The organism is Streptomyces sp. PTY087I2, assembly GCF_001687325.1.
GTDB lineage: Bacteria > Actinomycetota > Actinomycetes > Streptomycetales > Streptomycetaceae > Streptomyces.
The window spans coordinates 1-18,376 of sequence record NZ_LZRD01000054.1 but is presented as its reverse complement, the minus strand read 5'-3'; the positions used below and the strand labels follow the sequence as shown (position 1 = coordinate 18,376).

The 18,376-nt window shown below is 74.1% G+C and carries 14 protein-coding genes; 6 read left to right on the top strand and 8 right to left on the bottom strand.

Annotated elements, in window-relative coordinates:
* Window positions 1-25: 25 nt before the first annotated feature.
* Both A3Q37_RS33765 and A3Q37_RS33760 read left to right on the top strand, forming a co-directional pair.
* The gene (locus A3Q37_RS33765; protein WP_065490766.1) at window positions 26-907 is read left to right on the top strand and encodes a transglutaminase-like domain-containing protein; all 882 of its coding nucleotides are present in this window, start codon (window positions 26-28) and stop codon (window positions 905-907) included.
* 327 nt (window positions 908-1,234) lie between these two features.
* Window positions 1,235-1,840, top strand: coding sequence for a response regulator transcription factor (locus tag A3Q37_RS33760; protein WP_065490764.1), 606 nt, complete (start codon window positions 1,235-1,237; stop codon window positions 1,838-1,840).
* Here A3Q37_RS33760 and A3Q37_RS33755 read toward each other — a convergent pair.
* The 5 genes from A3Q37_RS33755 to A3Q37_RS33735 all read right to left on the bottom strand — a co-directional run bounded on the left by A3Q37_RS33755 (window position 1,809) and on the right by A3Q37_RS33735 (window position 9,892).
* On the bottom strand, window positions 1,809-3,641 hold the full coding sequence (locus A3Q37_RS33755; RefSeq protein ID WP_065490762.1) for an ABC transporter ATP-binding protein: 1,833 nt from the start codon (window positions 3,639-3,641) through the stop codon (window positions 1,809-1,811). The two genes, A3Q37_RS33760 and A3Q37_RS33755, sit on opposite strands and share 32 nt — an antisense overlap.
* Entirely contained in the window at window positions 3,638-5,464 is a 1,827-nt protein-coding gene (locus tag A3Q37_RS33750) for an ABC transporter ATP-binding protein (RefSeq protein ID WP_065490760.1), read from the bottom strand. Before A3Q37_RS33750 ends, A3Q37_RS33755 begins: the two co-directional genes overlap by 4 nt.
* A gap of 97 nt (window positions 5,465-5,561) precedes the next feature.
* Window positions 5,562-5,693, bottom strand: a complete 132-nt coding sequence (locus A3Q37_RS33745) for a SapB/AmfS family lanthipeptide (protein ID WP_003966507.1) — start codon at window positions 5,691-5,693, stop codon at window positions 5,562-5,564.
* A 45-nt stretch (window positions 5,694-5,738) separates the two neighbouring features.
* Complete coding sequence (lanKC, locus tag A3Q37_RS33740; RefSeq protein ID WP_065490758.1) at window positions 5,739-8,696, bottom strand: class III lanthionine synthetase LanKC; 2,958 nt, start codon at window positions 8,694-8,696, stop codon at window positions 5,739-5,741.
* Window positions 8,697-8,914: 218 nt separating this feature from the next.
* Window positions 8,915-9,892 carry an ArsR family transcriptional regulator gene (locus A3Q37_RS33735; RefSeq protein ID WP_065490789.1) on the bottom strand — a complete coding sequence of 326 codons (978 nt, stop codon included), beginning with the start codon at window positions 9,890-9,892 and terminating at the stop codon, window positions 8,915-8,917.
* A 233-nt stretch (window positions 9,893-10,125) separates the two neighbouring features.
* Between A3Q37_RS33735 and A3Q37_RS33730 the strand changes: the two genes are divergently transcribed.
* Together A3Q37_RS33730 and A3Q37_RS33725 are read left to right on the top strand one after the other, a co-directional pair.
* Window positions 10,126-11,379: an MFS transporter gene (locus A3Q37_RS33730; RefSeq protein WP_065490756.1), complete on the top strand. Its 1,254-nt coding sequence runs from the start codon at window positions 10,126-10,128 to the stop codon at window positions 11,377-11,379.
* Complete coding sequence (locus A3Q37_RS33725) at window positions 11,376-11,960, top strand: sugar O-acetyltransferase (RefSeq protein ID WP_065490754.1); 585 nt, start codon at window positions 11,376-11,378, stop codon at window positions 11,958-11,960. Before A3Q37_RS33730 ends, A3Q37_RS33725 begins: the two co-directional genes overlap by 4 nt.
* A 105-nt stretch (window positions 11,961-12,065) precedes the next feature.
* On the opposite strand, the gene A3Q37_RS33720 is transcribed toward A3Q37_RS33725, so the two are convergent.
* Window positions 12,066-12,572 (bottom strand): DUF4265 domain-containing protein, encoded by a 507-nt coding sequence (locus tag A3Q37_RS33720; protein WP_065490752.1) that lies wholly within the window; start codon window positions 12,570-12,572, stop codon window positions 12,066-12,068.
* 334 nt (window positions 12,573-12,906) lie between these two features.
* Here A3Q37_RS33720 and A3Q37_RS33715 point away from each other — a divergent pair, with 334 nt between their 5' ends.
* Both A3Q37_RS33715 and A3Q37_RS33710 read left to right on the top strand, forming a co-directional pair.
* Window positions 12,907-14,514, top strand: a complete 1,608-nt coding sequence (locus tag A3Q37_RS33715; RefSeq protein WP_255312033.1) for a coagulation factor 5/8 type domain-containing protein — start codon at window positions 12,907-12,909, stop codon at window positions 14,512-14,514.
* A complete protein-coding gene (locus A3Q37_RS33710; protein WP_255312032.1) occupies window positions 14,511-14,930 on the top strand; it encodes a hypothetical protein in 420 nt (139 codons plus the stop codon). The genes A3Q37_RS33715 and A3Q37_RS33710 overlap by 4 nt, the downstream gene beginning before the upstream one ends.
* An 83-nt stretch (window positions 14,931-15,013) precedes the next feature.
* Here A3Q37_RS33710 and A3Q37_RS33705 read toward each other — a convergent pair whose 3' ends face one another.
* Together A3Q37_RS33705 and A3Q37_RS37435 are read right to left on the bottom strand one after the other, a co-directional pair.
* A complete protein-coding gene (locus A3Q37_RS33705; RefSeq protein ID WP_065490750.1) occupies window positions 15,014-16,282 on the bottom strand; it encodes an ATP-binding protein in 1,269 nt (422 codons plus the stop codon).
* Window positions 16,283-16,446: 164 nt separating this feature from the next.
* On the bottom strand, window positions 16,447-18,376 hold a 1,930-nt coding region (locus A3Q37_RS37435; RefSeq protein ID WP_369691482.1), incomplete at its 5' end, for a hypothetical protein.

The following is an 18,376-nucleotide window of genomic DNA, read 5'->3' as shown; positions in this document are numbered from 1 at the left end:
GGACGAGCAGGGGCGTGGGTCGGATATGAGCGGGCTGGATTCCGGGGCGGCCGAGCGGCGGCGGCAGTTCGCCGAGGAGGCCCGGTCCGAACGGCCGGACCTCGCCCTCCTGTGCCTGCTGCTGGGCGCGGAGGCCGGACCGGTGGGGCCGGCCGAGGTCGTCCCGCTGACTCCGGGCGAGCCCGTCCCCGACCCGTACGGCATCGACGCCGCGCAGATCGAGCTGGACCGGCTGGCGGGGCTGCTGCCCTACGGCTCCCGCTCCCCCGCCGGCTGGGCCTCGGCGCTGGCCGAACTGCTGGGTGAGCGCTGCGGGTTCGGCGGCTCGTCGGCCGACTACCAGCGGCTGGACTCCTCGCTCCTCCAGCAGGTGCTGCGCCGTCGCCGGGGCCTGCCGATCCTGCTGTCGGTCGTCTGGATCGAGGTCGCGCGGAGGGCGGGCGCACCGGTGTACGGGGTGGCGCTGCCCGGGCACTTCGTGGTCGGGTTCGGCGACCGGGAACACCCGGTGCTGGCCGATCCGTTCGCCGGGGGCGCGCCGCTGACCGGCCAGGACGCGGAGCTGCTGGTCACGGGGGCGACCGGGGCGGCGCTCGATCCGTCGATGATGGTGCCCGCCCGTCCGCTGGAGATCGTGCTGCGGATCCTGAACAACATCCGGGCGTGGGCGGCGGCCCGGCCCGAGCGCACGGACGTGGCCCTGTGGGCGGTGGAGCTGTCGCTGCTGCTGCCCTCGCATCCGGCCAGGCTCCGCTACGAGCACGCCCAGCTCCTCGTCCAGCGCGGTGAATTCCTGCGCGGGGCGGCGGAGATGGAGGAATATGCGGAGATCCTCGGCGAGATCGAGCCGACGGCGGCCGAGAACATCCGGCGCAAGGCCCACGCGGCGCGCGCCCTGCTGAACTGAATCCGGGCGTCCGGTGCACTGAATCCGGGCGTCCGGCGGGGAAATCCATGGATCCGCTCCGATCCGCGGATCCCCGCATCGACGGAAATCCGCCTCGCGTCACGCGTGCCAGCACGTCTGCCGTGGCGAGACGGATGGGTCCGTGAGCGATGTGCGCTCCCGGTTTACATCCGAACGCCCCCTTTCGCGCCCAACGGTTGCGTTATTCGGCCCGTTCGTCGGCGTACGCGAATGCCCATGCGCTCAACTGGAAACCCGTCACCGGGCGCGCACGGCCCATCGCATTCCGCGTTGGGCGGCCGGAAGAGAAGAGCTGAGGGCAGATTGATGACAACCGTGCTGCTGGTCCACACCGTGCCGTTGTGGCGCGCATCGCTGGCCTCGCTCCTCGGCACGGGGCGGGGCATAGAGGTCCGCACCGCCGAACGCGGTGCGATACGCGCCGCGCTGACCGGCCCCGGCCCCGATGTGCTGCTCACCGACCTCGACTGTCCGGGCGCACGGGACGTACTCGACGAGCTGAAGACGGTCACCGCACCACATGGAGGAACGTATCCTCTCGCCGTGCTCACCCGCAGCGATCAGCCGCGCGGCCTGCGGCGGGCGTACGAGGCGGGGGCGCTCGGCTACATCGACAAGTACCGCCCGGTGGACGACCTGTCCGAGGTGATGCACAAACTCGCGGACGGCGGACGGCATATCGACGAATCGCTGGCCTTCAGCCTCCTCCAGGTGGCCGACATGCCGTTATCGCCACGGGAATTGAGCGTGCTCTCGATGGCCGAGGAGGGGGACAACGTGGCCGGGATAGCCGCGCGGCTGCATCTGACCCCGGGGACGGTCCGCAATTATCTGGCCGCCGCCATCCGGAAGTCCGGGGCGCGGAATCGGCTGGACGCGATCAGACGGGCGAAGGAGGCGGGGTGGATCTGACGGCGTGCTCCGCGCCGGGCTCCCAGAGGCCGGACAGGTCGCGGTAGAGGGCGCTGGAGCGCAGGAGTTCGGCGGGGGTGCCGCACCGGGTGTGCGGGCCGTCCATCACCAGGGTCCGGTCGGCGCGGCGGGCCGAGCTGAGCCGGTGGGCGACGACGACCAGCGCGCCCGGCAGGGCGGCGAACGCCAGCTCGGCGCGGGTCTCGGCGGCCGGGTCGAGCCGGCTGGTGGCCTCGTCGAGGATCAGCAGCGGCGGGGCGGCGAGATAGGCCCGGCCGAGCGCGACGAGCTGCCGTTCGCCCTGGGAGAGCCGGTCCGGTTCGACGGCCGCGTCGAGGGAGCCGAGCCGGGAGAGCAGCGCGTCCAGGCCGACCGCGTCCGCCATGGCCGCGATCTCCCGGTCGTGGGCGTCGGGTCGGAGGTAGCGGAGGTTGTCCCGCAGCGAGCCGCTGAACACATAGGCGTGCTGGGGCAGCAGAACGCGTACGGAGGTGGCGTCGGCGGGCCGCGCCGGGCGACCGCGCCACCGCACCGCTCCCCCGGTGGGCCGCTCGGTCCCGGCGAGGACGGCGGCCAGGGTCGACTTGCCGCTGCCGCTCGGGCCGACGACCGCGAGGTGCTCGCCCGCCCCGACCGTGAGGGAGAGCCGGTCCAGGACGGGGTGGGCGCGGGGCCCGTACGCGAAGGTGACGTCGCGCAGTTCGGCGACCGGGGTGTCCCGGGCGGGGCTCCGAGGGTGCGGCGGGGAGTCGTCGGAGGTGACCGGGGCCGGTTCGTCGGCGGGCGGGGGCGGGGCGTCCGTGAAGCGGTCCAGGACCACGACGAGGCGGCCGCCCGCCGTGCCCAGCATGGTCATCAGCGCCTGGACGGCGGGGGCGAGCGCCTGGGTGAGGTAGGTCAGCGCACCGACGAGACCGCCCGGCGTGAGCCCGTTCCGCAGCAGCCAGGGCGCGCCCAGGAGCAGCAGGAGCGGCGGGAACCGGCCGCAGACCGCGAGGGCCACCACCCGTACGGCCGACCAGCGGGCCAGCGAACGGGAGGCGGCGAGCTGCGCCTCGGCCAGGGCCCGGGACTCGGCCACCATCCGCTCGGCGGTGCCGGCGGCGGCGATGTCGCGTACGGAGGCGGCGAGTTCGCCCGCGTGCGCGGCGTACGCCTCGTCGGCGGCGAGGTAGGCGCGCTGGCGGGCGGCCATCGGCGGCAGGGTGCCGAGGAACAGGGTGGCCCCGAGGACCAGTGGCGGCAGCACGATGAGGAGGAGGGCGGGCGAGAGGGCCAGCAGCCCGGTGACGGCTCCGGCGGCCGTGAACACGAACGACCGCAGGGTCAGGACGAGTCCGGCCCAGCCGTCCCGGGCGATCTCACTCTGATGAGTGACCTGGGAGAGGGACCGGGTACTGACGTCTCCGGATCGGCCGAGCGCCCCCGACAGCGCCCGCGCCACCGCGCGCCGCACCAGCCCGTCGCGCAGCGGCTCCACCAGGTCGGCGAGCCGGCCGAACACGCCGCGGGCGGCGAGCACGGAGGGCAGCACGGCGACGGCGGCGACGGCCAGCCAGAGCAGTCCGGTCACCGGACGTCCGGCGAGGAAGCCGTCGTCGAGGGCGCGGGCGACCCCGTACCCGCTGAGGAAGGTCTGCGCGAACTCCAGCAGCGACCATCCGGCCAGGCGCAGGATCGCCCCGGTACGCGCCCGCAGGAAGGGCCGGGCGTCGCGGGCGACCCGACGGAGGGCGGTGTCGCGTGCGGGGCGGGCACCGTCGTTGCGTGCGGGGTGTGCCGGGTCGGCGTCGGGCTTCATCGGGTCTCCGCTGCGGCGAGGAAGGAGGGTGTGGTGGTGTCCGTGCCGCTGGCTGTGGTGGCTGTGCGGCTGCTGCCGCTGCCCGCGTCGGCCGTCGTGTCGCCCGTACCACCGCTCTCCGTGCTGAAGACCGCCCGGTACTCCGGGTCCTGCCACAGCTCGTCGTGGCGGCCCGTCGCGCGGAGGCGGCCGTTCTCCAGCCAGGCGACCCGGTCCGCCCGTGCGGCCGAGGACAGGCGGTGGGCGACGATGATCCGGGTGCACTGCCCGGCCCGGGCGTCCAGGGCGCGGCGGACGTGGTGCTCGGTCACGGTGTCGAGGCTGGACAGCGCGTCGTCGAGGATCAGCAGCCGGCCCGGGTGGGCGAACGCGCGGGCCAGGCCGAGGCGTTGGCGTTCGCCGCCGGAGAGCGGGGCGTCGGCGACCGGGGTTTCGTAGCCGTACGGGAGCAGCGCGAGGAACCCGTCGGCGCGGGCCGCGCGGGCCGCTTCGCGTACGGCGTCGGGCGAGGCGGTCCAGGGGCCGTGGGCAATCGTGTCCTCGACGGTGGTGCCGAGGAGGGCGGGGCGGGCGAAGGCGTACGCCACCTCGCGGCGGAGCCGGGCCGGTTCCATGCCGTCCAGCGGGACGCCGTCCAGCAGCACGCTGCCGCTGTCCGGGTCGAGCAGCCGACCGGCGACCGCGGCAAGTTGGGACTTGCCGGAGCCGGAGCGTCCGACGACGGCCAGGGACGTACCACCGGGGACGGTCAACTGGACGCCGGTCAGCAGGGGTTGGCCGTCGTGTACGACGCCGACGTCCCGGAGTTCGAGGTGTCCGGGGCCGTCGGGGACCGGGCCCAGGCCGCGGTGCGGCAGCGGGGCGAGGGTGAGGAGCGGGTCGAGGCTCCGGGCGGCGGCGCGGCTGCGGGCCAGGGAGCCGAGCGCGCCGGTCAGGGAGCCGATGCCGACGGCGAGGCTCGCGTAGCGGGAGGCGGCGACGAGTTCGCCGACGCCGATCGCGCCCGCTCCGAGCCTGAGTCCGGCGACCGCGAGGACCAGCAGCATGAGCAGGGGCAGCAGGAGCCCGCTGCGGCCGACGGCCCGCCCGTACACGGTCCAGGTGCGGCGGCCGTGGTCGGCGAGGGCGGTCAGGGGTTCCAGGACGCGGCGGTGTTCGCGGGCGCCGGTGCGGGCGGCGCGGATGGTGTCGGCACCGTCCAGGGCCTCGGTGAGCCGGTGGGCGATGAGCGACTGGGCACGCTGGTAGTCGGCCCCGGCGTCGGCGGTGTTCCGGGTGAAGGTGCGCAGCAGGGCAACGAGGAGCGGGGCGCCCAGGAGGAGGGCGGCTGCCGTCCAGACGTCGATGAGGAGGAGGCCGACGAGCGCGCCGAGCGGGAGCAGGACGCCCGCGACGGCTCCGGCGGCGGTGACGGGCGCGGAGGCGGCGTCGGCGGTGCGGGCGGTGAGCCGGGCGGTGAGGTCGCCGGTGGGCAGGGCGAGGGCCCGACGGGGTTCGGCGGCCAGGATCCGGGCGGCGGTGCGGGTGCGCAGGGACGCGGTGAGCCGGGCAGTGGTGGTCGTGCCGGTCACGGCGGCCGCCGCGTCGAACCCGGTCTCCGCGAGGGTCAGGGCGGCGCAGAGCAGCAGCCCGGACCAGGGCACGGGCCCGCCGGAGACGAGCCGGTCGACGGTGTGGCCCAGGGCGGCGGGCAGGGCGAGGGCGGCGAGCGCTCCGCCGGTGGAGCAGAGGAACAGCCAGGCCAGGGCGGCCGGGTGCTGCCGGGCGAGCCGCCGGGCGCCGGACGCCGTGCCGGGGCTCGGGTCCGGGTGCGGCAGCGGCACGGGGTCGCCTTTCGGGTCGGTCGGCGGGACGGCCCCTTGCGGGCACGTGGCCGGCCGGCCCGTCGGTGGTGCGCACCGACGGGCCGGCCGGTGCGGGTCACGGGGTGCAGAGGACCACGCTGAGGGAGCTGTACTCACAGACCAGCAGCGAGACCTGGCTGCCCGTGGCGAGCTCGCCGAAGGAGTCCTCGGCCGGGGTGTCCATCGCCTGAAGATCGAGAAGCGCCATGATGTGTCCTTTCGGGGACGGTTGGTGGTGCTTTGGGCGGTGGTGCTAGAACGCCCCCGGGTGGGGCCGTTCCGACGACCCCGGGTGGGGCCGGTCCATGGGGCCGCTCGCGCGGCCGGGGTGTGCCGCCGCCGGAGCGGCGGCGGGGAGGAAGGGAAGTCCGATGGGGCGGCCGGATGCGGCGCCCAGGGCGAGGAGAGCGCCGGCGGTCCCGGTGGCCAGGTCCATCGACAGGCGCATCAACTGCTCGCCGGGGAAGGCGAGTCCGCCGCCGTACGCCAGGGCGTGGCTGCCCAGCAGATCGGTGTGGCGGTCGATCCCGCGCTTCCGGTCGGCCGGGTCGCACAGCGGGGTGGCCGCGAGGTGCAGCAGGAGTCCGGCGGAGCCCCTGAGCAGTCCGGGCTGGACGTAGAAGGCGGAGAGCGCGGCCGGGAGCAGGGCCCGGCCCGCCGCCTCCAGGTCCGGGTCGGGGCGGTGGGCGAGGTAGGCGTCGATGACGGCCGCGATACCGGCGCTGCCCGAACCGACGTACGGCATCAGCCGCTTGCCCTCGACGACGAGGAGCGCCCCGTCGTCCCCGGCCCGGCAGCGTTCCAGGTCGCGGCGGAGTGCGGCGGCGGCCAGGTCGAGCAGGGTGGTGTCCCCGGTGGTCGCGTACCGGCGGATCAGCAGCAGGGCGATGCCGCTCGCGCCGTGCAGCAGTCCGGTGCGGGGCGACGGCGGACCGTCGACGAGCGCGCGGACGGCGAGGGCGGTGCAGCGGGCCGCGGCGGCGGACAGGGCCGGGGCGTCGGCGGCGGAGGCGGTGCGGGCCAGGTCGTCGAGAGCGAGGCCGATGCCCGCGTACCCGTTGTGCAGCCCGGGCGCCAGGCCCTCCAGGGGCTGGTCGAGGACGATCCGGAGGAGGTCGGCGGCCTCGGCGGTGCGGCCGATGCGGTGCAGGGTCCAGGCGATCCCGGTGAGCCCGTCGTAGAAGCCGAGGGGACTGCCGGACGCCGGGTCCTTGGCGTGCCGCAGGAGCCAGTCCTCGGCCGGCGCGCAGGGCGGGGCGCCGGTCTCGTGGAGGGCGTAGAGCACCCCGGCCGCCCCGTACGCGAAGGACTGGCCGCCGGTGGCGGTGGCGAACTGGGCGATGTCCCCGGGGAAACAGCGGTCGTCGCGCTCGGGTGTACAGGAGGCGGTGACGGCCCGGACGAGTGCGTCGCGGGCGCGGGGCCAGTCGCGGAGGTCGGCAACTACCGCCGGATCGGGGGCGGAAGCGGACGCCGTGCCGAAGGCGCGGCCGGGGCCCAGGCCGGACGCCGTACCGAAGGCGCGGCCGGGGGCGGAAGCAGACGCCGTACCGGAAGCGCGGCCGGGGGCGGAAGCGGACGCCGTACTGGAGGCGGGGCCGGAGGCGGAAGCAGACGCCGTACCGGAAGCGGGGCGGCGACCCGGGCCTGAAGCCTTACCGGAAGCCGCTGCCGGATCGGGGGCGGCAGCGGAAGCCGTACCGGACGCGGGCCCGGGGCCCATACCGGACGCCGTACCGGAAGCCGCCGCCGGAGCGAGCCGGGAAGAGGCCTCCCCCGCATCCCGCAGGATCTCCTCCACCGCCGGCCTCAGCGCCTCCTCCGCCACCGGGAAGGCGCGGGCGATGTCCCGGGCGAGGCCGGCGGCCTTCGTGCGGTCGATGCCGAACAGCGTGGTGAGCGGCAGGTACAGGGCGAGCCGCAGACAGGCGAGCGCGTAGCGGTCGATGTCGGTGCCGCGCCGGTCGGGCGGGGCGACGAAGGCCGGGTTGGCGACGATCTGGCGGCGGCGTTCGGCGGCCGGGGAGGCCGCCTCGAAGTCGAGCAGGACGATCCGCCCGGCCTCCTCGTCGACCATCACGTTGCTCATGTGCAGATCGCTGATGACGATGCCCCGGCCGTGCACCGCCTCGACGGCCCGCTCGACCTGCCCGTACAACTCCTCGGCCCACGCGGCGTGTTCGGCGAGGAGTTCGGCCGACGGGTGCTGCCGGGCGAGCGGGAAGCGGCGGGCGAACACGGTGTTGAGGGTGGTGCCGGGGATGTACTGGAGCACCAGGAAGTGGTGGTCGCCGACCTCGAACACGTCCCGGACGTCCGGTACGCAGTCCAGCCCGGCCAGTTGTTCCAGCGCGGTCCTCTCCCGATCGAGTCGGGCCACGGCGTCCGCCCCGTCGGCGGCCAGACCGGCGTACGGCCGGGCCTCCTTGAGGACGACCTGCTCGCCGGTGCGGGTGTCGCGGCCGAGGTAGACCCCGCCGCCGTTGGAGAAGTGCAGCGCCTTCTCCACGGTGTACGGGAGGTCGGCGAGGCCCACGGCGGCCCGGGCTTCGAGGTGCGGCGTCAGAAAGCCGGGCGGGGTCACCCAGGAGGGGACGCGGAAGGCGGGGCCCCGGTCGTCCGGGACGAGCCGACCCTGCGGATCGGCGACGGCGGGCACGGGCCGCCCGTCAGGACCAGAGCAGAAGCGGGCGGCGAACGCCCCGTACCGGGTGTGCACGGGCCCGTTCCCGCACCGCAGATCGCTCAGGATGTACGGTCCGTGCTCGCCCTCCAGGAGCTGCGTCAGGGCGGTGCACACCTCGGGGAACGCTTCCTCGGACGGCGGGTAGACGGTGATGAACTTCCCGCTGCCCGCCCGGTCCGCGTACTTCGCGTTCCGCAGGGCCAACAGCCCCGCGTTCGGTATGCACTTGAACGCCAGCCGGTGTTCCAGGCAGTGGGCGACGACCCGGGCGAGCACGGAGGCCGCGTTGTCGAGGGCGGCCGAGACGTGGATCTTCCAGCCCTGGGGCGGCAGCCGCAGCCCGTCGGGGTGGTACGCGAGCCAGTCACCGCGCCGGGAGCGGGTCCACCCCTCGGGTGCGGAGCCTCGGACGGCCGCGTAGAACGAGTTCTCCTCGTCGACGGCTCCGCCCGGCCCGAGGGAACGGTGGGGTGCGTCGTAGAAGCGGCGGTCCGCCTGGCAGTACGCGGCGTACTCCGGATTCACGCACGGCCCCCTCGCTCGGTTCCTCCGCGTCGTTCGCGGCGAGAGAGAAATTGCCATAACGACGAGCGGTGCCCATAGTCACCGTTGTCACGACTCGTACATGCGCGCCAACCATGCGGAGCGCACCACGTACTGATGCGTAACCGCGCGTCGCCCCGCCAGGAAAGGGCACCGGCCGGGGGCGCGCGGGGGCGTGCATCGGGCGCTTTCGGTTCCCCTCAGCCCGCGCCGCGCACCAGGACGTCGCCCGCTTCCGTACGGAAATAGAGCACGGAGCGGCCCGCCCGGCGGCGGCGGACCAGTCCGGCGTCCAGCAGGATCCGCAGATGGCGGCCGACGGAGCCCAGCCCCTGGCCGGTCAGCGCGACGAGCTGCGTCGTGCTGAGCGGGGAGGCCAGCAGCAACAGGACGGCGGCCCGCGCCGGGCCGATCAGCGCGCCCAGGGCGGCGGGTACGGGCCTGCGCCCGGCCTCGGCGAGCGCGCCGGAGCACGGGTACACCAGCCCGTACCGGTGCGGGATGTCCCAGCAGACCCAGGACCGGTCCGGGGTGACGGGGATGAACAGCAGCTGGGCGCGGTCCAGTTCGCGGGGCGGGTTGTCGTGGGTGTTGATCTGGAGTCGGCTGCCGCCCAGCCAACGGACCCCGGGCCGCATGCCGTTCAGGGCCTCGGCCCAGCCGGCCCGGCCCAACTGGTCGGTACGGGCGACCACATCGGCCTCCAGCACCCGCTGCCGTCTCGGCCAGTCGGGCAGCACGGTGTGCGTCCAGACCCATGCGACGGCGTCGGCGGCGCGCTCGGCGAGGTCGTCCCGGTCCAGCGCGGCGGGCAGCGGTCCGCGCAGCGCCTCGGCCAGATCGGCGCGCGCCCGGTCGGGCGGGGTGGCCCGGACCCGCGCCAGCTCCTCGGCGAAGGAGGGCGGGGCCTGGCCCGGCGGGGCGGGGACGGGTGCGGGAGTGAGGAAGTCGGCGGTCCAGCGGGGCGCGAGGGCGGAGCGGATGACGAGCGCGGAGAGGGGGTCGTCGGCCGCCCGCTGCCGGTACGTGGGCAGATGGGTCTCCAGCCAGGCGCGCTCCCCCGGGTGCGCGGCGGTGGCCCGCTCCAGGACCAGCAGGCTCGCGACGGCCTCCGCGAGCGGCGAGACGACGAACCGGCTGCCGGCGAGCGTGTCGGCACTGACCTGCCACCAGCCCACGCCCACCACCGCCCCGTTCCTGGGAGACCCATCAGCCCCCCGCCGCCCTGTCTGCCCTGCTCGGCCCTTGCCGCTCAAGCCGCCCCGTCTGCCCTGCCCGGCCGTGTCGGCCCTTGCCGCTCAAGCCGCCCTGCCCGTCCTGTCGGCCCCGGCCGTTCAGGAGACCCACCGCGGGCTTTCGCGTCCGCGCGAAACAGTAACCGCCCCCGGGACGGCGTCCGGAGACTCCCTCCATGCGCACCTACCGCGAACTGTTCCGGACCCCGGAGTTCACGCCTTTCTTCGCCGCCGCCTCCGTGCAAACGGCCGCCCAGACCGCGACCGGCCTGGCTCTGGGCACCCTCGTGTACGCCCGGACGGGCTCGCCCCTGCTGTCGGCGCTCGCGATGTTCGGCCCGTCGCTGGCCCAGGTGGCCGGGGCGCTCACCCTGCTGTCGGCGGCGGACCGGGTGCCGCCGCGCGCCGCGCTGACCGCTCTCGCCCTCCTGTCGGCGGGGGCCGCCTGCGTCCAGGCCGTCCCCGGGCTGCCGCTGGGGGCCGCGTTCGCCGTCCTGCTGGTGACGGGGGCGGCCGCGTCGCCGGGCGGGGGTGTGCGGTACGGGCTGCTCAACGAGATCGTGCCGCGCGAGGGGTTCCTGCTCGGCCGCTCGGTGCTGAACATGACGGGCGGCGCGATGCAGATCTGCGGATTCGCGGTGGGCGGGGCGCTCGTGGCCGTGTTCTCGGCGCGCGGCACGCTGCTGGTGGGGGCGGCCCTGTACGTCGTCGCGGCGGCCGTGACCCGGCTCGGGCTGACCGCCCGGCCGCCCAGGGTGACCGGACGCCCCTCGGTCCGGGAGACCTGGCGGACGAACGCGCTGCTCTGGTCGTCCACGCCGCGCCGGTACGTGTTCCTGGCGCTCTGGGTGCCCAACGGGCTCGTCGTCGGCTGTGAGTCCCTGTACGTGGCGTACGCGCCCGGGCACGCCGGGCTCTTCTTCGCCTGCGGGGCTCTCGGGATGCTGGCCGGGGACACGCTGGTCGGGCGGTTCGTCACGCCCCGGTGGCGGGCCCGGCTCGGCGCCCCGCTCCGGCTGCTGCTGGCCGCGCCGTACCTCCTCTTCGCCCTGCGGCCCGGGCTGCCCCTGGCACTGGCGCTGGTCGTCCCGGCGAGCGTCGGCTTCGCCGCGAGCCTGCTGCTCCAGGAACGGCTGCTGGCCCTCACCCCGGGGGAGCTGAGCGGCCAGGCGCTCGGGCTCAGCTCCTCCGGGATGCTCGCGATGCAGGGCGTGGGTGCGGCCGTGGCGGGCGGTATCGCCCAGCTGACCTCTCCCGCGACGGGCATGGCGGCGGTCGCGGGGCTCTCGGTGGCGGTGACGCCGGCGCTGGCCTCCGGGCTGCGTACACCGACCGACGCCGACGGGGGCAGACTGCTCGGAGCGAACGGATCACCGCGAGCTTCCCGTACACCCCACACCTCACACCCCGCACCGGAAGAGACGACATGAGCGACGAGACCAGGCCCAGCCAGAAGCAAGCCATGCTCTCCGGCGAGCTCTACCTCGCCGACGACCCCGAACTGGCGGCGGAGGCCCTGCACGCGGCCGTCCTCAGCGAGCGCTACAACGCCACATCGGCCGCCGACCCCGAGGCCCGGCGCGCGGTCCTGGCCGAACTGCTCGGCGAGGTGGGCGAGGGCGTGGAGGTACGGCCGCCGCTGCGGGTCGACTACGGCTACCAGACCACCATCGGTCCGCGTACGTTCATCAACTTCGGCGCGGTCCTCCTGGACGTCGCCCGCATCACCATCGGCGCGGACGTCCAGATGGGCCCGAACGTCCAGCTGCTCACCCCGACCCACCCCGTCGCCCCCAAGCCGCGCCGCGCCAAGTGGGAGGCCGCCGAGCCGATCACCATCGGCGACAACGTGTGGCTGGGCGGCGGGGTGATCGTCTGCCCCGGGGTGACCATCGGCGAGAACACGGTGGTCGGCGCGGGCGCGGTCGTCACGAAGGACCTGCCCGCGAACGTGGTGGCGGTCGGCAACCCGGCCCGGGTGATCCGGACGATCGGCGAGGAGGAGGCGTAGGGGGTGTCTGACAATTCCGCCCGCACTCGACGCCATCAACGAGCCTGAGGCGTAACCCCGCCCGCACTCGACGCCATCGGCGACCCGGAGACGTAAAACACTCCGCTACGCCGCCCGCCAGGCATCCGTCACGCACGAGACCTCGAAGTGCCACCAGCCCTCGTCCCGCCCCCGGGCGAGCAGCGCCTTCACCCCGCGCAGGTCCGCGCCGCCGGGCACGGTCAGGGCGACCAGCGGGAAGTCGGCGCTGAAGACCTCGCCCGTGAGCCCGAACGCGGCGAGCCGCTCGTGCACGGCCCGTACGTCGTGCCCGAGCGGCCCGTCCGGCACGGGCAGCACCCGTACCGTGCAGTTGCCCGAGTCCGCCACCCGGCCGGCCGCCCAGTGCACCCCGTCGTCGTCCGTCCGAAACCGTACGGTCTCGCCCTCGGCGACCCCGTCCCGGAGGAAGGGCACGTTGTCCACCCGCGCGGTGTCCGGGCCGAGCCGCGTCGCCCACAACCCCTCGGTCTCGTACGGCAGCGGCCCGTCCTCGTCCGGGACCAGACGGAACCAGACCTTGATCTGATCGGCTTCGCGAGGTGGGCGTTCCGGACGGGCGGGGGAACTCATGGCCCCATCGTCCCCCGCGCGCGGCGCGTCCGCCTGTCCACGACGACGGCCCCGACCATGGCCACCACCACGACCAGGCACGCCATCGGCTCACGGCATCAGCTTCTGAAGTCAGTGGCCGTCCCTCACCGCGCCGGGACCGTCAATTTCCCGACATTCAGGGTCAGTTGTTGGATTCAGCGGCATCTTCTGAGGCTTCTGATGCACACCTCTTGACGCGTACAGGCCCACAGGGGAAACATCGGCGTAACGAGAGAGCGCTCTCTCATGACCTCCCCCAGGCTCTCTCGCCCGTTCGTCGTGCACACGTACCACGACCCAGGAGACGTACCTCATGCATGCTCCCCCCACCGCACCACGCACCCGGCTCCGCACCCGGGCCCTCGGGTTCGCCGCGCTCGCCGTGGCGATGCTGATGTCCGTGCCCACGGCCCAGACCGCCTTCGGCGAGGAGGCCAAGGCCGTGCCGGGCGGCGGCGACCTCGGGCCGAACGTCCATGTCTTCGACCCGTCGACGCCCGACATCCAGGGCAAGGTCGACGAGATCTTCAAGAAGCAGGAGTCCGCGCAGTTCGGCCTCGACCGCCACGCGCTGATGTTCAAGCCGGGCACGTACGACAACATCAACGCGCAGATCGGCTTCTACACGCAGATCGCGGGGCTCGGCCTCAACCCGAACGACACCACGTTCAACGGTGATGTGACGGTCGACGCGGGCTGGTTCGACGGCAACGCGACGCAGAACTTCTGGCGTTCGGCGGAGAACCTGACCCTCAACCCGGTCAACGGGACCAACCGCTGGGCGGTCTCCCAGGCCGCGCCCTTCCGCCGGATGCACGTCAAGGGCGGGCTGAACCTCGCCCCCGACGGCTACGGCTGGGCCAGCGGCGGCTACATCGCCGACTCCAAAATCGACGGCGAGGTCGGCCCGTACTCCCAGCAACAGTGGTACACCCGCGACAGCTCCGTCGGCGGCTGGGTCAACGGCGTCTGGAACATGACGTTCTCGGGCGTCGAGGGCGCACCGGCCAACAGCTTCCCCGAGCCGCCGTACACCACGCTGGAGACCACACCCATCTCGCGCGAGAAGCCGTTCCTCTACCTCGACGGTGACGACTACAAGGTCTTCGTCCCGGAGAAGCGCGAGAACGCGCGCGGTGTCTCCTGGGCCAACGGCACTCCGGCCGGCGAGTCGATCCCGCTGGACCAGTTCTACGTCGTGAAGGAGGGGGCGGACGCCGCCACCATCAACGCGGCCGTGGAGCAGGGCCTGCACCTGCTCTTCACGCCCGGCGTCTACCACGTCGACGAGACGATCACCATCAACCGCGCGGACACCGTGGCCCTCGGCCTCGGCCTGGCCACGATCATCCCGGACAACGGGGTGACCGCGATCAAGGTCGGTGACGTGGACGGGGTGAAGCTCGCGGGCCTCCTGGTCGACGCGGGCCCGGTGAACTCGGAGACGCTGATCGAGGTCGGCCCCGAGAACGCTTCGGCGGACCACGCGGCGAACCCGACGTCGCTCCAGGACGTGTTCGTACGGATCGGCGGCGCGGGCCCCGGCAAGGCGACCACGAGCATCGTCGTCAACAGCGACGACACGATCATCGACCACACCTGGGTGTGGCGGGCGGACCACGGTGAGGGCTGGGGCTGGGAGACCAACCGGGCCGACTACGGGGTCCGCGTGAACGGCGACGACGTCCTGGCGACCGGGCTGTTCGTGGAGCACTTCAACAAGTACGACNCCACGCGGCGAACCCGACGTCGCTCCAGGACGTGTTCGTACGGATCGGCGGCGCGGGCCCCGGCAAGGCGACCACGAGCATCGTCGTCAACAGCGACGACACGATCATCGACCACACCTGGGTGTGGCGGGCGGACCACGGTGAGGGCTGGGGCTGGGAGACCAACCGGGCCGACTACGGGGTCCGCGTGAACGGCGACGACGTCCTGGCGACCGGGCTGTTCGTGGAGCACTTCAACAAGTACGACGTGGAGTGGTACGGCGAGCGCGGCCGCACGATCTTCTTCCAGAACGAGAAGGCCTACGACGCCCCCAACCAGGAGGCGATCCAGAACGGCGACACGAAGGGCTACGCCGCCTACCGGGTCGACGACTCGGTGGAGCAGCACGAGGGCTGGGGCATGGGCAGCTACTGCTACTACAACGTCGACCCGACGATCGTCCAGGGGCACGGCTTCAAGGCACCGGTGAAGCCCGGTGTGAAGTTCCACAGCCTGCTGGTCGTCTCGCTGGGCGGCAACGGCCAGTACGAGCACGTGATCAACGAGGTGGGCTCCCCGACGTCGGGCACGGAGACGGTCCCGTCCCAGGTGGTGAACTTCCCTTAGTCCTCTCCGGCTGAGGGAGTCGTACGGAAGCGGGGCCCGGCTGCTGGTGAGCGCCGGGCCCCGCTTCGCCGTGCCCTCTCCGCTCAGGTGCGCCCGTACCGGATGGTGTGGTCGGCGAACTCCAGCGCCATCTCGGTGGTGACGGTGGGCCGGGTGCGGCTGATGGTGCGCAGGAACTCCTCCGTGGTCGGGTAGGCGCGGGTGCCGGTTTCGAGGGTGCGCTCGAAGACGGCCTGGGCGACGGTCCGGGCGGCCTGTTTGATGTCGGCGGGGGTGAACCCCTCGCTGGCGTCGGCGAGGAGAGCGGTGTCGGCCTCCGCTCCCGTACGGGCGAGATAGCTGGCCCAGAGCGCGGTCCGGGCCTCGTGGTCGGGCGGCCCGACGGGCAGGACGTAGTCGAACCGGCCGTGGCGCAGGAACGCGGGGTCCAGCGCGGCGACGGTGTTGGTGGCGCAGATCAGCAGGCGTCCGTCGCGGTCGCGGAACCGCACGATGGACTTGAGCAGCTCGTTGACCACGCCGACGGACACCGGGTCGGCGAGATTGCGCGCCCCCGCGACCTCCTCCACCTCGTCGATGAAGACGAGGACGTGGTCGAGCTGGGCGATCTCCTCGAAGCGGCGGCCGAGCCCGTTGGCGAGGCCGTCCTCCAGGGCGAGCCGGGAGGGGAACAGCTCGACGAACGGCCAGCCGAGCCGGCTGGCGACGGCCTGGGCGAAGGTGCTCTTGCCGGTGCCGGGCGGGCCGAACAGCACGACGGCCTGCGGCGGCTCGACGCCGTGCTCGTCGGCGATCTCGGGGTGCGCCAGCGGCAGGACGATCCGCCGCTCGACGAGCCCTTTCTCCTCGGCCATCCCGGCGAGCCGCTCCCAGAGCCCGGCGGGCGGGACGGTCGCGCCGAGCGAGGCGAGCACGGCGGAGCCCTCGGCGGTCACCGACTGGACCTTCTCGAAGTAGGTGAGCCCCCGGTGCACCCGGAACCCGGAGTTCACGAGTGCGGTGGCCCCGGTCTCGTCCTCGGGCAGCACCGCCGCCACGAGCACCGCACCGGCCCCCTGCAACCGGTGCTCCAGCGCGGACAGCAACGCCGTGCCCAGCCCCAGATTCCGCCAGGCGGGATGCAGGGCGATCCGCAGCACCCACGCCCGTTCCCCGTCGACCCGCCCCACGGCGGCCCCGACGAGATGCCCGTCGGCCACGGCCACGACCCCGGGGTTCTGCCCCTGGAGCGCGGCGACGACCTCCGACAGCCGGAACACGGCGGGCTCCCCGGTGGTCCCGCTCTCGCCGTCGAGGCGCACGACGGCTTCGAGGTCCTCCGGCACGAAGTCCCGCACATGCCACACGGCCATGATCCGGTCCCAGCCCAGCTGTCGACGGCCCCCGTCCCTCCATCATGGGACGGACGGGGGCGGGACGCCCGTCGGCGAGACCTCCGGGACCGGATCGTGTACGGGAGCGGCCCCCGCCCGGGCGTCCGGGCGGGGGCCGTCAACGGTGCGTACGGGCGGGAGGCTCAGCCCTCGCCGGTCAGGCTGATGGTGACCGTGCGCTCGGCCGGGGTCTTCCCGGTCAGGGCGGTCTTCATCGCCTGGGCCACGTCGTCCGGACCGACCTGGTGCTTCTTCCCGTCGGCCTTGACGGCCATGATGCCGTCGAAGACGCCGTCCAGCAGCGTGTCGATCGCCTTCTTGTCGTAGACGTCGACCAGTCGGCCGTCGACCGGCTTCATTGACAGGATCTGCGGCAGCGACCGGGCCGGGCCGAACTGGATCTGCTTGGGACCGGCCTTGATGGTGATCAGATCGGACATCGCGGGCTCGGCGAACTCCTTCATCGCCCGGTTCAGTTCGGCCTGGGTGATGGTGGGTTCGCTGGTGGTGACGGGAAGTTCGACCACCTTGGCCTGCCCGGTCTGGACCTGGGCGCGGTAGGCGTCCCGGACCGAGATCAGGGACTGGCCGGCGTCCAGCGTCTTGCCCGGCTTGCCCGGCACCGCGACGGCCTTGTTCGGCTCGAAGCGGATCGTGCCGTCGTTGGCCGAGCCGGACGCGCCCGCCAGGTCGGTCAGCGCCACGCCGAGCTTCTCCTCGTCGACCGGGATCACCGGGTCGGCGGGGCGTTCCCCGCCGAACAGCGAACCGATCACCGAGACGGGGTTGTAGTCGCTGCCCGCCGCGCCGCGCACGGTCTCCTGGCTGTCCAGGGTGAGACCGGCCTTCTCGGGGTCGAGCTTCTCCTCCTTGCCGTCCACGGACAGCGTCAGAGGCGTCTTGGCCCGCTCGCCGAGGGCGGCTTCGAGCTTGGTGACCGCCTCTTCCTTCGTGCCGCCGCCGATGTCGACGCCGAGCACCGTGGTGCCCTTGGGGACCTCGGCGTGGTTCAGCAGAAGACCCGCGCCGTACGCGATGCCGAGCAGGACGACCGCGGCCACGCCGAGCAGGACCAGCTTGGAGCGGCCCTTCTTCGCGGGGGCGGAGGCGGGGGCGGCGGTCTGCGGCGCGGGGCGCGGGGCGGTGGGACCCGGCGCGGGAACACCCGGTCCGCCCGGACCGCCGGGGCCGCCCGTCACCGGGGCGCCGGAGGTGCCGGGCCCGCCCGGGAACGTGGCGCGGGGCTCGCTGGGCACCACGGGGATGCCGCTCGTCAGCGTGTCGCCCGAGACATGGCCGCCGGAACCGGGTTCGGGCGCGGGTGCCTGCGGCGTGAGGATCGCGGTGTCGTCGGACATCCGCGGCGGTACGCCACCGGGGGCGCCCGGAACCATCGGGCCGGGGCCGCCGAGACCGGGGATACCGTCGAGGTTCGGGGTCAGCGAGGAGGTGCCGGTGACCGGTCCCGTGGTGGGGCCGGACGGGCCGGGCGTACGCACTCCGGGCCCGGGGGTGCCACGCGGGCCGCCGGGGGGCTCGGTGCCGTAGCTGTCGAGCGCGCTGCGGCCGGAGCCGGAGCCGGGCGCACCCGGGCCGCCGCCGGACTTGGGGGCGTCAGAGAAGTAGGGCAGATCGGGGCGCGAGCGCCCGGCGCCGGTGTCGGGTGCGCCGTTGGGGGTGCCGGGGGCGGGGTTGCCGGGCCCGTTGGGGCTGCCGGAGGCCGGACCGCCTGGACCGCCTGCGTTCGGACCTCCGAAGCCGCCCGAGCCGGGGCCGTTGGGGCCGCCTGCACCAGGACCGCCAGAGGCCGAACCGAGGCCACCCGAACCGGGGCCGCCGGGACCACCGGATCCGGGGCCACCGAGACCACCTGCACCCGGGCCGCCCGAGGCGGGGCCGCCGAGGCCGCCAGGGCCGCCTGCACCAGGACCACCCGACCCCGGGCCACCCGGGCCGCCCGCACCAGGACCGCCGGAGGCCGAGCCGGGGCCACCGGGGCCGCCCGCACCCGGGCCACCCGCGCCACCCGCCACCGGCGCCTTGCGCGGGGCGAACCAGTCGCTGCCGCTCTTC